This window comes from Myxococcales bacterium (assembly GCA_016706225.1).
Taxonomy (GTDB): domain Bacteria; phylum Myxococcota_A; class Polyangia; order Polyangiales; family Polyangiaceae; genus JADJKB01.
The window spans coordinates 1-14,096 of the sequence record JADJKB010000020.1 but is presented as its reverse complement, the minus strand read 5'-3'; the positions used below and the strand labels follow the sequence as shown (position 1 = coordinate 14,096).

Genomic DNA, 14,096 nt, shown 5'->3' with positions numbered 1-14,096 from the left:
TGGTCGAGGCGCGCTGGAGTAAGGCCCGCCGCGGAGAAGCGTTCACGATCCCGCCGGCGGGCTACGACCTCGACGAGCTCGGGCAGCTCGAGATGTCGAGCGACGAGGCAGTTCAGGCCGCCGTGCACCGCGTGTTCCACAAGTTCGAGGAGCTCGGTGCCGGCCGTCAGGTGTACCTGTGGTGGCGCGAGCAAAGGCCTGCCGTTTCCCGTGCGTCGCATGTTGCCGAGGTCGCATCCGATCGTCTGGGTTCCGGTCGGCTACCGGATGATCCACAACATGCTGCGCCACCCGATCTATGGCGGCGCCTTCGTCTTCGGACGCAGCGAAACCCTGCGCGAGCTCGATCCGCAGACGCAGAAGCTGTCGCTGCGGCGAGGGCGGCGGGGGATGGTCGACTGGCCCGTCTTGATCAAGGACCATCATCCGGCATACATCTCTTTCGAAACGTTCCTCAAAAACCAGGAGAGCCTGCGCGCCAACAGCGTGATTCCAGTCCCCGCCGACGAAGCTCACCAAGGAGCCGCTCGTGAAGGTCGAGCGCTTTTGCAGGGCCTGATGCGTTGTGGGCACTGCGGCCGGCGCATGTACGTCAACTACGGCGGTGAGCGCGCCGTTCGGACGCTGCAGTATCGTTGCTCGCGTCCGCTCGCCGCCGTCGCAGGGCAGGACTGCCAGCTCATTGGCGGCAAGCGCATCGAAGCGCTGGTGGTCGAGGCGTTCCTCGACGTGTCGGCCGCTGCCGGGATTGAAGCGGCGGCGCTGGCGGGCGAAACGCTGCGGCTCGAAATCGAGGCGACAGAGCGCTCCTGGCACTTGCAGATCGAAAAGGCCGAGTACGAGGCTCAGCGTGCGGAGCGGCAGTACCTGGCAGTAGAGCCCGAAAACCGCACCGTGGCCCGCGAGCTCGAGCGGCGCTGGAACGAGCGCCTGGTCGAGCTCGAAGCGCTGCGCGCGCAAGCGGCGCGGACGCGCAGGACCCAGCGTCCGCTGAGCGACGAAGAGCTTGCCCGCGCCCAGGAGCTCGGAAAAGACCTGCATGAGGTATGGAGCGCACCGAGCACGACCGTGCGCGATCGCAAGCGCCTGCTACGTGCGCTGATCGAGGAAGTGCAGGTCAAGAGCGACGAGAAACGTCACCTGCTGCGCATCGTGTGGAAGGGAGGTGCGGTTACGGATCGTGACCTCGTCCGTTACCGCTCAAAGGGTCCTCATGCACACGCCACCTCTGAGGAGATCATCGAGCTGGTGCGCAAACTGGCGACGGAGTTCGACGACGTGCAGATCGCCGGCATCCTCAACCGGCAAGGGCACAAGAGCGGCCTGGGACGCGCCTTCACGAAGTCGAGCGTCCTGTCGCTTCGTGGCAGTCACCAGATCCCGAAGTGTCCAACTCCCAAACCGCGCGATGAGCGCGAAGGCCCCTTCACCGCCGATCAAGCCGCGCGCGAGCTCGGCGTCTCAATGCACACCATCCATCGCTGGCTCCGCGACGGCACGCTGTCGGGGCAGCAAGCCACCGAAAAGGCTCCCTGGCGGATCGTGCTCACCGAAGACGTTCGACGTCGCCTGACCAGCGGCTCCGCGCCGGAGAACTGGGTCGGGCTAGCGAAGGCGGCACGCCGCCTTGGCCTGGCAAAGTCGCTCGTTGCCCATCTGGTCAAGCAGGGCAAGCTCCGGGCGGTCCGCACTGTCGTGCGCAACCGCGAGTGCTGGCGAATCGACGTTTCTTCCGCAGATCACGCGCCCCAAACCGACCTCTTTGACCGAATGCGCAACGGTAAGAAAAGGGAACCGTAGTATGTCCGCACGCACGGCTGCCTGCACCTTGTGTGTCGTGACTGCGGGTACTCCGAGCTCGTCGCGCTCAGTTGCAAGAAGCGCGGGTTCTGTCCATCCTGTTTGGGCCGCCGGATGGCCGACACCGCGGTGCACTTGGAGCAGGCGGTGCTGCCGCGCGTGCCCATCCGTCATTGGATCTGCTCTTTGCCCTGGGGTCTACGCTCGCTGCTCGGGTACGACCGCAAGCTCTGCTCCGAGGTGGTGAGCGCGTTCATGGCGGAGGTGGACCGCTCGCTGCGCTGGCGCGCGAAGCGCGAGCTCGGCATTTCGAGTGTCGCAAGCTGCCACACCGGATCCGTGGTCGCTGTGCAGAGGACGGACAGCGCGCTCCGGCTCAACGTGCACTTCCACGCACTCGTGCTCGATGGCGTGTACGTGCACGCGGACGGCGACCCGCGCGCGCCGCTCGAGTTCCGGGAGCTCGACGCGCCCACGCACGCGGACGTGGCGCAGGTCGCAGCGCGCACTGCGGCCCGCATCGAGAGCATCCTCAAAGCGCACGGGCGGAGCCTCGACCCCGAGCTCGGTGAGCAGGAGCTGCCGGAGCTCTGCTTTGACGAGCCGGGGCTGGCTGCGTGTTACGCGGCGGCAGCTCAGGGCATTGGCGTGAGCGGTGAGCGTGCAGGCAAGCCGCTCTTGCGGTTGGTCGTGCCGGCGGAGTTGCCCGAGCGCTCGCGTGCCGCGGACGCGACGGATGCGCCCATCGCGGAGGTGCGCGGCATCAACTTGCATGCGGCGCAGGTCATCGACGGCCGAGATCGGCGACGAGTGGAGCGGCTCGCTAAATACATCACGCGCCCTCCGATCGCGCAGGACCGCCTCGAGCGCCGGCAGGACGGCAGGCTCGAGCTCATCTTCAAGAAGGTGTGGCGGGACGGCACCCGCGCGCTGGTGCTCGAGCCCCACGACCTGATTGCGCGGTTGGTGGCGGCCGTGCCGCCTCCACGCTTTCACATGCTCCGGTATTTCGGGGTGCTCTCGAGCCACTCATCGCGCCGGGCCCTCGTCGTGCCCAAGCCGCCCGTGGATGCGGCCTGTCACAAGCCACCTCCGGCTCGAGGGCGATCAGCTCGAGCTGCTCGGCGAGAAGGACGATGCGCCGGTCGGGCGGAAGCGGTGGGCGTGGTTGCTGGCGCACGTGTTCGCCGCCGATGTCGAGACGTGCCCACGTTGCTCCGGCCCGATGAGGTGGGCGGAGGTCGCCACGAGTCGCGCGGCCATCACGCGGCTGATTGCGGAGCACGAGGACGGCCTCGGATCGAGAGCGCCGCCCACGGCGAGAGTCCCCGTCCGCGTGCCCGAGCAATTGGGGATGGGGTTCGGGGAGAGGTGAGGCGACCGAAGGCTTCGCTGGGGCGGAGGTGTGTCGCGTGGGCTTGGCGAGGATGATCGAGCTCCGCGTGGGCACGGCGAGCCCAATCGGCGGCGGGGGTCGGGCTGCGGGAGGTGATCTCGACCCGAAGCCGTCGAGCGCGTACTCTCGGCGTGGTGGGTTTTGGCAGTTCAAAAGTCCTATGCGCTGGTCGGAGCCACAGCGACGTTCCCGGCACGCCTCAAGGTCACACCGGCGTCTGGGCCTTCGGCCGGCGTCGAAAAGACGTTCGTGTTGGCTGGTGGCAAGGTGTTCGGGTCTGAAAGTGGCGCGACTGCCGCGGGGGAGAACCTCGCGCAGCTCGGCTCGGTGAGCGTTCATGCGGATCCCAGCGGGACTGGCGCTCCGATCGCGTTCGTCGGGTCGAGCGATGGCTGGCTGTACGGATTCGCTGCTTGCAGTTCTTCGCTGGCGTTCACGAAGCGGTTTGCCGCAGCGGTCGGCAACGTCGTCTTCGGGGATACCGACGGCGACGGGAACGACGAGATCCTGGTGGCCGTCGCCGATGGCTACTTGTACGCCCTGGACCAAGCCGATGTTACGGCGCCCGTGGAAGTGCGCGATATCGATCCGAACGACAGCTCGATAGCGGCGGATGTCGATGATGTGTTTACGTTCGACACACTGGCTGCGAGCTGGGATGCGGTTCCCGGCGCTGACTCGTACTCCGTTGCGGTGGTGCGAGCAGACCTGACCGGGTTCGTCGCACCGTGGCAAACGGTGGGGAACGTGACCAAGACCAACTTGACAGGGCTTGATCTCCTGGACGGCGGGCAATACATTTTCGCTGTGCGCTCGCTCAAGGGTGGCGCCATCTCTCCCGATGCGGTCAGCGACGGAGTGGTCGTGCACAAAACCGCGAAGCCCCAGGCAGACGCCGGCCCTGACAGTGCCGATGCGGGACCCGACGACGGCGGGGTGGAGAGCGACGCTCCGTCAGACGCGGCGGACGCTTCGGACGGCAACGAAGGCGGCTCGGTCGCGCGTCCAAGGGATGGCCATGTCGCGGGCGGGGGCTGCGATTGCCGGCAGGGGCGTGGCGGGGGTGATACCGGGAGGCCGCTCGGCCTGTTGCTAGGGCTGGCCACAGTGCTTGGATTCGCGCGTCGGCGACGCTGATCGCTCATTGCAGGCCGAGCGCCTTGCGTTTTTCGTCTTCGATTCGCTTCCGCAGCTCGGGGTCAGGATGGCCACGGAGTTGAGCCGCCTTCTCGAGGGCAGCAGCGGCCTGAGCGTGCGATGACGCCTGGCTTGCCGCGTTGGCCAGACTCAACCATCGCGCCTCCGTCGGGCTCTCCCTGGCGGCCCGCTCGTAGAATGTGCTGGCGGTCCCCCAGTCCCCCCGAGCTGCCAGGACGTCGGCCATGGCGGTGCTCGCGTCCGCGCAAGGCGCGCTCGAGACGCACGCCGCAACCAGGTAATCCTTGATCGCGGGAATCAGATTGGTGGGCGGTCGTGCTTCGGCTGCGATTTCGACTCGAGCTCGCAGGCAGCCTTCGCGGTCTTCGAAAGAGGGACATCCCTCTTTCAGCATCTGCTCGCCCTTCTCGGGATTCCCCCGAAAGCGGACCACGTGCGCGCGAATCACCAGTGCAACCGATGATTGGGGCTTGGCGGTTTCCAGGACCCGTGCGTGCCGCTCGATGTCAGCCTCGCACTTCTCGCGGCGGTCACCGGCGCACGTTGGGTCGCTCTTGGAGTTGCGCAGATGCTCGAGTAACCCGGACGCGGCCAGTGATCGCGGCCACGATTCGCCGGGCGCGCGCGACAACGCTTCCTCCACTAACCGCGGACGACAATGCGAAACAGATGCATCCACCAGGACGGCCAGAGTGCAAAGCATTTCTGCACCGGCCGCGCCGATCGGCGCAGCGCTGGCGAGCTCGTCACAGTTTTTCGTCCATCGCCCAGCGAGTCGTGCAGCCGGTCCCGCCAGCGCGGAATCGTCCGTCACTGCCAGACGGAGCTCGAGCAAGGCTTGTTGCTTGGCGCCGCGGGCGGCGACAACTTCCGCGGTGAGGAGGTGAGCACGACCACCCGTCAGGTCGCGCTCCAGCGCACGCGACAACCACGGCATTGGATCTTGGTCTCGCGCCGTCCACGCCAACGCCGCACCAATGAGTGGAAAGTACGGCTCGGCAGGGTGACGCAGGATCGCGGACCGAAGCTCGCGGCGAAATGCCACTCTCGGCTGGAGACCGTCACCGACGGCACGAAAGCGTTCGTGGATGTCGCGGCGCTCGGATGTCACGTCATGGCGGCCCCACAGCGCCGCGGCCAATCCGAGCGGAAGCATTGGCACGACGGCCAAGCCGACGCGCCACACACCGCTGGTTCTGGACGTACTCTCCCCTTCCGTCGATGACATTGATCGGCGCTCCCTTTCGCCCCAAAGCGAGCCCCAAACCACCGCGGCGGCGATCGGCAGCGCTGGGATCTCCAGCCCAAGATCCGCGAGGTTCTGGACGAGCAGTGCAAAAACTCCTGCCCAGCCTGCGGCCGCTAGCACGCTGCTCCGGACCCCGAGCGCACGGGGGCGAAACGCCCATGCGAGGGCGGCAAGGGCCGATGCACCGACCGGCGCGTAGGTGACATGAACGGCCCCCTCTTTGCTGCTCCACGTCTTCTCCCGGCCTTGGAGGTAGCCTACGTCACGATCCGGCTCGACGCGAGGCTCGTCGCCACCGTGTTCAGCGGTCGGCGCGTCGTCATCGCCGGTTGACCGCCGGTTGACCGCTGGCGCGGGGCTGGCGCGGGGCTGGCGCGGGCGGATCCCGGCCATCTCGAGCGCGCGTCAATGCGTGTCGAACAGCTCCGCCTGCACCGGCTCACCGAGCTTGCGGCGGATGACGACGCTCTTGAAGAACGGCGGGCCCCTGGCGGGGGCGAGCGTCGGCGGATCGGTCGGCTCGCCGAGCCAGCGGAGGTATCACCCCTCCGGGTATCACGAAGCGCGTCGGTCGATGCCAGCGCTGGTCATGACGAGCGCCTTGATCTTCATGCGGCCGCCGCATTCACAGAGCTCGACGTCGATTTTGAAACTGCGCCGGAGCAAGGCTTTCCACGGCCGATATCCGCAGCGATGCGTGGGCGGCTTGTCTTTCTTCGCGGTGCATGTCGCGCAGTCGTCGTCCGCCTTCTCGTCGATCGGTGGTGGCGGCGGAACGACGCGCGATCTCCATTTGCTGGCGGCCGCAAGAACTCCACTGTACCTGACGGTATTGAAACGCGGAGGATGCACGGCCGTCGCGAGCCGCGCCAGAAAGGACAGAGGGTCTGATCGATTGCAAAAGTTCCATCGCTGAACGGTTTCTTCAGGGTCAGCCTCACCAGGTCGTCGGCGACGAGCTGGATGCGATCCTGGGCGATCGGCGGGCGCAGGATGTACTTGCAGAGGGCCTCTCTTCCCGCGGTGTCGCCTGCGCTCGCGGTAGTCGCGGCGTGCAACGTGAAGCCGTGCTCGGCGGCGCACAGGGCTTTGGTGTGCATGAGCTCGCTGTCGGCTCGTAGCTTGATGGGATCTCGTCGGTGCAACGCGGGACCGGCGGGAACGGCGCCCAGGGTGGACGCCACTGCGAGCTCGGCAAGCGCGGGCTCCGTGTCTGCGAGCGTCGCGTCCGCGGTGACGACGCTCGCGCCGCTCTCGTCGTCGTCCGAGATCACACCCTTGCGTCGCAGGAGCGCAATGATGCGCGTGCGTGCGATCTGGAGCACGTCGGCGACGTCGTCGTTGGTGAGGAAGGGGAGCGCATGGAACGCCAGTTCGCCGGCCTCTTCGGCGAACACACCGTCCAGTCCGAGTGTGTGGAAGCGCCGCGCTGGATGACGCGGTCGGCGAGCTGCTCATCGAATTGATGACACCGGTTGCGCTCGCGGTGTCGCTCGCCGTGCAACACGAGCTGCAAGCCCAATTCGAGCAAGCCGACCAGCTACGTCACCGCAACGTCGAACGTGCTCAATACGAGGCCGGCCTTGCACGGCAACGCTTCATGCGCGTGCACCCGGACAACCGGATGGTGGCCGATTCGCTCGAGGCTGACTGGAACGACAAACTGCGCGCAGCCGCCGAGGCGCAGCGCGATTACGAACGCAAGCAGCGAAGCGACGCTCTGGTGTTCGATGAACAGCGCCAGACGCGCATCCTCGCTCTGGCGCGAGACTTTCCGAAGCTGTGGGCCCACTCGAGCACACCGCAACGCGACAGGAAGCGGATGGTCCGGCTGCTGATCGAGGATGTGACGCTCGTCAAAGGCGAACAGGTCACCGCCAACATCCGCTTCAAGGGCGGCGCCGCCAAGGCGCTGAGCGTTGCCAGGGCCTTGCCCCCGTGCCTGCGTTACAGGACCCCCGCTGGCGTCGTCGCGCAGATCGACCGGCTGCTCGACGATCACACCGACGCCGAGATCGCCGTCATCTTGAACGAGCAAAGGGATCCGCTCGGTATGGGGCAAGGCATTCGATGCGCAGCGAATCAAAAAAACGCGTCGCTCGCACCGGCTCGTGCCGCGCCGCGTGCGGCTGCGCAAGACTGGGCTGCTGACGGCTAACGAGCTCGGCCGCCTGCTCGGCATCACGGGCAGCGGCGTGAGGCAAAAACTCGCGCAGGGAAAGCTCGGGATCCGCGCGTATCGCGTGGATGACACGGGCGAGAACTTAGGCGCTCGGCAGAATTGACCCGCCTCCGCTCGTCAGAAGTGACCACCCTTGCGGGTGACGCTGAGCTGGGCCGCGCCGCGGTAACGGCGTGGCGCGCGGAGCGCGATGAGCGGCGCGGTGCTCGCCACAGAGGCGAGAGCTTTGTGGCGTGGGGCAGCCGTTGCGCCGGAGCGGTCGGGGTGCCGCAGATCGTCGGAGCTTGTCCGCTCTCGCCTCCGTGGCCGAGCCCGTGGTCGGGATGGAAAGTAGCGGCAGGAGATGATGGCCGGACACCATGCCCGGATGAATTCAACAACCCCCTGCCGCTGCGTGCAGTGTAGCGGCGAGTTCGTTCCAGACCCAAGAGTTCGTGAGCGCCAGGTCACCTGTGGCGCGCCCGAGTGCCAGCGAGGCCGGCACGCGAAGCAGTGCCGCGAGTGGCGCGCCAATAACAAGGAGATGACGGCCGAGCACTACCAGGACGTGGTGGTCCCATTCCGCCGAGAGCAGCGGGACTACCAGCGGCGATGGCGCTGGGGCCAGCGCTTGCGCGAGATACGAGAGAAGACGACGGTGATGGGCGGGGCCCTGCTGGGTAGGCTCCGTGGCCTGGTCTCGCAGGCCGAGCAGTTGCTCGATCGGGCCGTGGGCAGCGCACAAACCGGCGTTCTCGCGGGGGAAAAGCTCAGGCGCGCGGTGGCGGCGGTGCGCTCCACCATCACGGCGTTCGCAGAGCTCGAGGCGAGCATGACGGAGCTTCGGGAGCTGGGTCTGTGACGGCGGCGGCGAGATACGAGAGGAGACGGACCACGGGCTGAGGATTTGCGACCGTCGCGGTGGCCATGGACCTCGAGCTCCACCAGCTGGACCGCCGGTACGAGGCGCTGCGGACGACGAGCCGCGAGCGCGACAGCCGGGTTGTGGCGTCCCTGGCTCGCGACGGCCAGCAGCTGCCGGTAGTCGTGATCGCGGCGACAGACGCCGGCCGCTACATCCTGGTCGACGGCTACAAGCGGGTCCGAGGGCTCCACAAGCTCGGCCAGGATCTGGTCCGCGCCACCTGCTGGGACCTGCCCGAGCCGGAGGCGCTGCTGCTCAGGCGGCGGCTGATGCGCGCGGCCGAGGGGGGAGAGCGCGCTCGAGCAGGCATGGCTGGTGCGCGAGCTCCAGGAGCGATTCGAGCTGTCGCTCGAAGATCTGGCCCGCCGCTTCGGTCGCAGCCCGAGCTGGGTGAGTCGCCGGCTCGGCCTGGCCGCGACGCTGCCCGAAGCAATCCAGCAGCTGGTGCGCGACGGAAAGCTGTCCCCGCACGCCGCCATGAAACACCTGTTGCCTTTGGCGCGCGCCAACCGCGCGGGCGCCATCGCCCTGGCCCAGGCCCTCGCCCCGCTCCGCCCGAGCACGCGGCAGACGGCGCTCTTGTGCGCTGCGTTTGCACGCGGCAGCGAGACGAGCCGCGAGCAGTTGCTGCTGCACCCGGAGCTGCTTCTGCGTGCCAGCGAGCCACGCGGCGGCAAGCCCGACGACCCGGCGCAAGAGCTCGAGCGAGACGTCGGCGCCGTGGGTGGCATCGCCCGGCGCGCGCTGACTCGGAGTCCGGGGTGGGGTCGTTCAGCAGCTGTTGCCGCCGGAGCAGGCGCGCTTGCGGCGGACTGCTGCTGGCGCGCGCCGCGACGTCGAGCACTTGGTCAGCACCATCGAGAAGGAGGTTCCCGATGTTGGATGAGACGACTCGAGCCACCATCCTCACCCTGCAACAAGCGGGTCATGGCAAACGCGTCATCGCTCGCATGCTCGGCATCTCACGCAACGCGGTTCGGCGGGTCATCGCATCGGGAGCGACCGATGTCCCAGCCCTCGACCGCAGCGAGAAAGCCGAGCCGTACCACGACGAGCTCGTCCAGCTGGTCCACGAGTGCAAGGGCAACCTCGTGCGCGTTCACGAGGAGCTTGCGGCCCAGGGCGCACAGCTCCGTACCCGACCCTGACCGCGTACTGTCGCCGTCACGGCATCGGGCACGAGCCAAAGAAGCCTGCGGGACGCTACGACCATCAGCCAGGCAAGGAGATGCGGCACGACACGTCTCCCACTTCGCTGACATCGGCGGGCGCGAGAGGGCCGTGCAGATCGCGGGGCTCGCGCTCGCTTACTCGCGGCTGGCCTACGTCCAGCTGTACCCGCAGTTCACGCGGTTCGAGTGCAAGGTCTTCCTCGATGACTCCTTCGACTACGTGGGCGGCACCTGCCCCATCTGCATGGTCGACAACAGCAGCGTCATCGTGCTGCGCGGCACCGGCGAAGACATGGTTCCCGTGCCCGAGATGGCATCCTTCGGTGAAGCGCGCGGCTTCGAGTTCCGCGCCCACGAGAAGGGCGACGCCAACCGCTCCGCCGTGGTCGAGGGCCTGTTCGACTTCGTGCAGAACAACTTCCTCGTTGGGCGCAAGTTCCACGACTTCGACCACGCCAACCGCGAAGCCGTCATCTGGTGCGACAAGATCAACGCCGCCTTCAGCCGCAAGCTCCACGCCGCTCGCCGCGATCTCTTCGCGGCCGAGAGCCACCTGCTCGTCCCGTTGCCCGCCTGGCGCTCACCCGTCTATCGCATCCACACCCGCCTCGTCGACCTCGAGAGCTACGTCAACGTCCACACGTTTCGCTACGAAGTGCCCGCTCGCTACATCGGTCACCAGCTCGAGGTGCGCGAGACCAAGACCGAGATCCAGCTGTTCGATGGGCCGCGCGTGGTTGCCACCCATCCGCGCCGGGTGGATGGCCCGAAGCGAGTGCGGCTCCCCGAGCCGGAGCGCGCCGAGCACAGGCAGCGCCGCGACGAGCAGCTCGTCGCCGAGGAGCGCCAGCTGCACGCCGAGCTCCCCGAGCTCGCCACCTGGATCACCGAGCTGCACCGGCGCGCACCTCGAGGACGGGGCGTTGCCCGCCTGCGCCAGCTTCGCCGCCTGTTGCGCGACTATCCGCAGCCACCGCTCATCGACGCGCTCCGCGACGCAGCTCGCTACGGCCTCTACGACCTCGAGCGCATCGAGACCATGATCCTGCGCAACATCCGCCACGACTACTTCCCGCGTCGCGACCCCGACGACGAGCAGGGAGTGACCCATGCGCGACGACGAGCTCCATCAGCTGCTCAAGACCCTGCACCTCAGCAAGGTCCGCCAGATCATCGAAGAGGAGCTTCAGCACGCCGAGCAAAAGCAGCTCACCTACGGCGAGTTCCTGCTCCGTTTGCTGCGCGCCGAGTGGCACAACAAGCAAGAGTCCGCCCTCAACTGGCGCATCAAGCGCGCCGCCATGCCTGAGCAGTGGACCATCGAGTCGTTCCCCTTCAAGCGCCAGCCGGGGATCTCCGCTCGCCAGATCCGCGGCTTCGCCAGCCTCGACTTCGTTGCCCGCGCCGAGAATCTGGTCTTCATCGGTGGCACCGGCGTGGGCAAGACAGGACTCGCCACCGGCCTGCTCCTGAAGGCCCTCCAGAACGGCTACCGCGGGCTCTTCCTCAAAGCGCAGGACTTGTTCGACGAGATGTACGCCTCGCTCGCTGACCGCTCGTCACGCAAACTGCTCAACCGCCTCGCCCGCGTGGATCTGCTCGTCATCGACGAGATGGGATACCTGAATCTTCGGCCCGAGCAGACCAACGTCTTCTTCCGTCTGATGGAGGAGCGCTACAAGCGGAAGGCCACGATCATCACCACCAACCTCGGCTACGAAGAGTGGCAGAACTTCCTCGGCAACAAGGCCCTCTGCGACGCTCTGCTCAGCCGCATCCGCCACCAGTGCCACACCGTCACCATCGACGGCCCGTCCTTGCGCGATCCCTCCGGCTAACGGCGACCTGACCTCCGCTTCGGAAGCCGCAGCGCCCCTACCGGGGCCTGCGGCTTCTTCGCACCAACGCCGAAATCGGTGCACCACGATTTACCCGATCAAGAAGCCGGGTCGATTCTCCCGAGCAGAGGTGGGTCATTCTTGGCGAGCGCCGAAGGCGAGCATCTGTATGAACCACCGGCGCTCTCGACGTGACCGCCGCCATAGCCGAGAGCAGACGGCGAGATCTCCGCACTTGCTCAGCGCCCCTGTGGTGCTGCATTCTGCACGTCCCGGAGCGATCTCGCGGCAAGCGGCGACAGCTCGTGCACAGGAGGTGCAGTATGGAATGCAGCCCAACGCGGCCAGGAGCTTCTGGCGGCACGCTGCGTTCTTGCACTGAAGAAATCCGAAGCCTGCACTCGCGGTTGCGCACGACAGTGCGGACCGCCCCGAGCTTGCCCTGCTTGACCAGATGGGCAACGAGCGACTTTGCCAGGCCAAGGCGGCGTGCCGCCTTCGCTAGCCGACCCAGTTCTCCGGCGCGGAGCCGCTGGTCAGGCGACGTCGAACGTCTTCGGTGAGCACGATCCGCCAGGGAGCCTTTCGGTGGCTTGCTGCCCCGACAGCGTGCCGTCGCGGAGCCAGCGATGGATGGTGTGCATTGAGACGCCGAGCCCGCGCGCCTGATCGGCGGTGAAGGGGCCTTCGCGCTCATCGCGCGGTTTGGGAGTTGGACACTTCGGGATCTGGTGACTGCCACGAAGCGACAGGACGCTCGACTTCGTGAAGGCGCGTCCCAGGCCGCTCTTGTGCCCTTGCCGGTTGAGGATGCCGGCGATCTGCACGTCGTCGAACTCCGTCGCCAGTTTGCGCACCAGCTCGATGATCTCCTCAGAGGTGGCGTGTGCATGAGGACCCTTTGAGCGGTAACGGACGAGGTCACGATCCGTAACCGCACCTCCCTTCCACGATGCGCAGCAGGTGACGTTTCTCGTCGCTCTTGACCTGCACTTCCTCGATCAGCGCACGTAGCAGGCGCGCGATCGCGCACGGTCGTGCTCGGTGCGCTCCATACCTCATGCAGGTCTTTTCCGAGCTCCTGGGCGCGGGCAGCTCTTCGTCGCTCAGCGGACGCTGGGTCCTGCGCGTCCGCGCCGCTTGCGCGCGCAGCGCGCCGAGGCTCGACCAGGCGCTCGTTCCAGCGCCGCTCGAGCTCGCGGGCCACGGTGCGGTTTTTCGGGCTCTACTGCCAGGTGCCGCTCCGCACGCTGAGCCTCGTACTCGGCCTTTTCGATCTGCAAGTGCCAGGGCGCTCTGTCGCCTCGATTTCGAGCCGCAGCGTTTCGCCCGCCAGCGCCGCCGCTTCAATCCCGGCAGCGGCCGACACGTCGAGGAACGCCTCGACCACCAGCGCTTCGATGCGCTTGCCGCCAATGAGCTGGCAGTCCTGCCCTGCGACGGCGGCGAGCGGACGCGAGCAACGATACTGCAGCGTCCGAACGGCGCGCTCACCGCCGTAGTTGACGTACATGCGCCGGCCGCAGTGCCCACAACGCATCAGGCCCTGCAAAAGCGCTCGACCTTCACGAGCGGCTCCTTGGTGGGCTTCGTCGGCGGGGACTGGAATCACGCTGTTGGCGCGCAGGCTCTCCTGGTTTTGAGGAACGTTTCGAAAAGAGATGTATGCCGGATGATGGTCCTGATCAAGACGGGCCAGTCGACCATCCCCGCCGCCCTCGCCGCAGCGACAGCTTCTGCGTCTGCGGATCGGGCTCGCGCAGGGTTTCGCTGCGTCCGAAGACAAGGCGCCGCCATGGATCGGGTGGCGCAGCATGTTGTGGATCATCCGGTAGCCGACCGGAACCCAGACGATCGGATGCGACCTCGGCAACATGCGACGCACGGAAACGGCAGGCCTTGCTCGCGCCACCACAGGTACACCTGACGGCCGGCACCGTGCTCTCGAACTTGTGGAACACGCGGTGCACGGCGGCCTGAACTGCCTCGTCGCTCGACATCTCGAGCTGCCCGAGGCCGTCGAGGTCGTAGCCCGCCGGCGGGATCGTGAACGCTTCTCCGCGGCGGGCCTTACTCCAGCGCCTCGACCATCCGGTGCACGGCGCTGTCACGCTCGAGCCACTCACCTGCCCGCGGATGCCGAGCACCATGCGGTCGGCGGACGACGACGGGTCGTACACGCCGTGCTCGTCGGCGATCAGCGTACCCGTCCAGCGACACAGGTACACGAGGTGATGCCAGTCGGAATCGTTGCGCGACAGGCGCGACACCTCGAGGCTCATCACGATGCCGACCTCGCCGCGGGCAACGGCGGCCACCAGCCCGCCGAAGCCGGCGCGTGCTCGGGCAGCGCGCCGCTCTTGCCCCTGATCCTCGTCGATGACGGGGACGCGCTCG

The 14,096-nt window shown here is 67.2% G+C and carries 15 protein-coding genes; 7 read left to right on the top strand and 8 right to left on the bottom strand.

Annotation, left to right across the window (positions count from 1 at the left end):
- Positions 1–279 precede the first annotated feature (279 nt).
- The 3 genes from IPI67_24575 to IPI67_24565 all read left to right on the top strand — a co-directional run bounded on the left by IPI67_24575 (position 280) and on the right by IPI67_24565 (position 4,333).
- Complete coding sequence (locus IPI67_24575) at positions 280–1,800, top strand: recombinase zinc beta ribbon domain-containing protein (GenBank protein ID MBK7583353.1); 1,521 nt, start codon at positions 280–282, stop codon at positions 1,798–1,800.
- A gap of 30 nt (positions 1,801–1,830) precedes the next feature.
- Positions 1,831–3,231, top strand: coding sequence for a transposase (locus IPI67_24570; GenBank protein ID MBK7583352.1), 1,401 nt, complete (start codon positions 1,831–1,833; stop codon positions 3,229–3,231).
- 106 nt (positions 3,232–3,337) lie between these two features.
- Complete coding sequence (locus tag IPI67_24565) at positions 3,338–4,333, top strand: hypothetical protein (GenBank protein ID MBK7583351.1); 996 nt, start codon at positions 3,338–3,340, stop codon at positions 4,331–4,333.
- Positions 4,334–4,337: 4 nt separating this feature from the next.
- Here the strand turns inward: IPI67_24565 and IPI67_24560 are convergent, their stop codons facing one another.
- Both IPI67_24560 and IPI67_24555 read right to left on the bottom strand, forming a co-directional pair.
- Positions 4,338–5,282: a hypothetical protein gene (locus tag IPI67_24560; GenBank protein MBK7583350.1), complete on the bottom strand. Its 945-nt coding sequence runs from the start codon at positions 5,280–5,282 to the stop codon at positions 4,338–4,340.
- Positions 5,283–6,211: 929 nt separating this feature from the next.
- Positions 6,212–7,000, bottom strand: a complete 789-nt coding sequence (locus IPI67_24555) for a transposase (GenBank protein ID MBK7583349.1) — start codon at positions 6,998–7,000, stop codon at positions 6,212–6,214.
- Positions 7,001–7,014: 14 nt separating this feature from the next.
- On the opposite strand from IPI67_24555, the gene IPI67_24550 reads away from it, so the two are divergent.
- The 3 genes from IPI67_24550 to IPI67_24540 all read left to right on the top strand — a co-directional run bounded on the left by IPI67_24550 (position 7,015) and on the right by IPI67_24540 (position 9,837).
- The gene (locus IPI67_24550) at positions 7,015–7,761 is read left to right on the top strand and encodes a hypothetical protein (protein ID MBK7583348.1); all 747 of its coding nucleotides are present in this window, start codon (positions 7,015–7,017) and stop codon (positions 7,759–7,761) included.
- A 391-nt stretch (positions 7,762–8,152) separates the two neighbouring features.
- Positions 8,153–8,626: a hypothetical protein gene (locus IPI67_24545; GenBank protein MBK7583347.1), complete on the top strand. Its 474-nt coding sequence runs from the start codon at positions 8,153–8,155 to the stop codon at positions 8,624–8,626.
- A 65-nt stretch (positions 8,627–8,691) separates the two neighbouring features.
- The gene (locus IPI67_24540) at positions 8,692–9,837 is read left to right on the top strand and encodes a ParB-like nuclease domain-containing protein (protein ID MBK7583346.1); all 1,146 of its coding nucleotides are present in this window, start codon (positions 8,692–8,694) and stop codon (positions 9,835–9,837) included.
- A gap of 64 nt (positions 9,838–9,901) precedes the next feature.
- On the opposite strand, the gene IPI67_24535 is transcribed toward IPI67_24540, so the two are convergent.
- Together IPI67_24535 and IPI67_24530 are read right to left on the bottom strand one after the other, a co-directional pair.
- A complete protein-coding gene (locus IPI67_24535) occupies positions 9,902–10,414 on the bottom strand; it encodes a hypothetical protein (GenBank protein MBK7583345.1) in 513 nt (170 codons plus the stop codon).
- Positions 10,415–10,441: 27 nt separating this feature from the next.
- Positions 10,442–10,972: a hypothetical protein gene (locus tag IPI67_24530; GenBank protein ID MBK7583344.1), complete on the bottom strand. Its 531-nt coding sequence runs from the start codon at positions 10,970–10,972 to the stop codon at positions 10,442–10,444.
- Here IPI67_24530 and IPI67_24525 point away from each other — a divergent pair.
- A complete protein-coding gene (locus IPI67_24525; GenBank protein ID MBK7583343.1) occupies positions 10,971–11,699 on the top strand; it encodes an ATP-binding protein in 729 nt (242 codons plus the stop codon). The genes IPI67_24530 and IPI67_24525 overlap by 2 nt on opposite strands.
- A 536-nt stretch (positions 11,700–12,235) precedes the next feature.
- On the opposite strand, the gene IPI67_24520 is transcribed toward IPI67_24525, so the two are convergent.
- From IPI67_24520 to IPI67_24505, 4 genes are all read right to left on the bottom strand, one after another.
- Entirely contained in the window at positions 12,236–12,556 is a 321-nt protein-coding gene (locus IPI67_24520) for a hypothetical protein (protein ID MBK7583342.1), read from the bottom strand.
- A 64-nt stretch (positions 12,557–12,620) separates the two neighbouring features.
- Complete coding sequence (locus IPI67_24515) at positions 12,621–12,761, bottom strand: hypothetical protein (GenBank protein MBK7583341.1); 141 nt, start codon at positions 12,759–12,761, stop codon at positions 12,621–12,623.
- Positions 12,762–12,924: 163 nt separating this feature from the next.
- Positions 12,925–13,239, bottom strand: coding sequence for a recombinase zinc beta ribbon domain-containing protein (locus IPI67_24510; protein ID MBK7583340.1), 315 nt, complete (start codon positions 13,237–13,239; stop codon positions 12,925–12,927).
- A 145-nt stretch (positions 13,240–13,384) separates the two neighbouring features.
- The coding region (locus tag IPI67_24505; GenBank protein MBK7583339.1) for a recombinase family protein at positions 13,385–14,096 on the bottom strand (712 nt) is incomplete at its 5' end.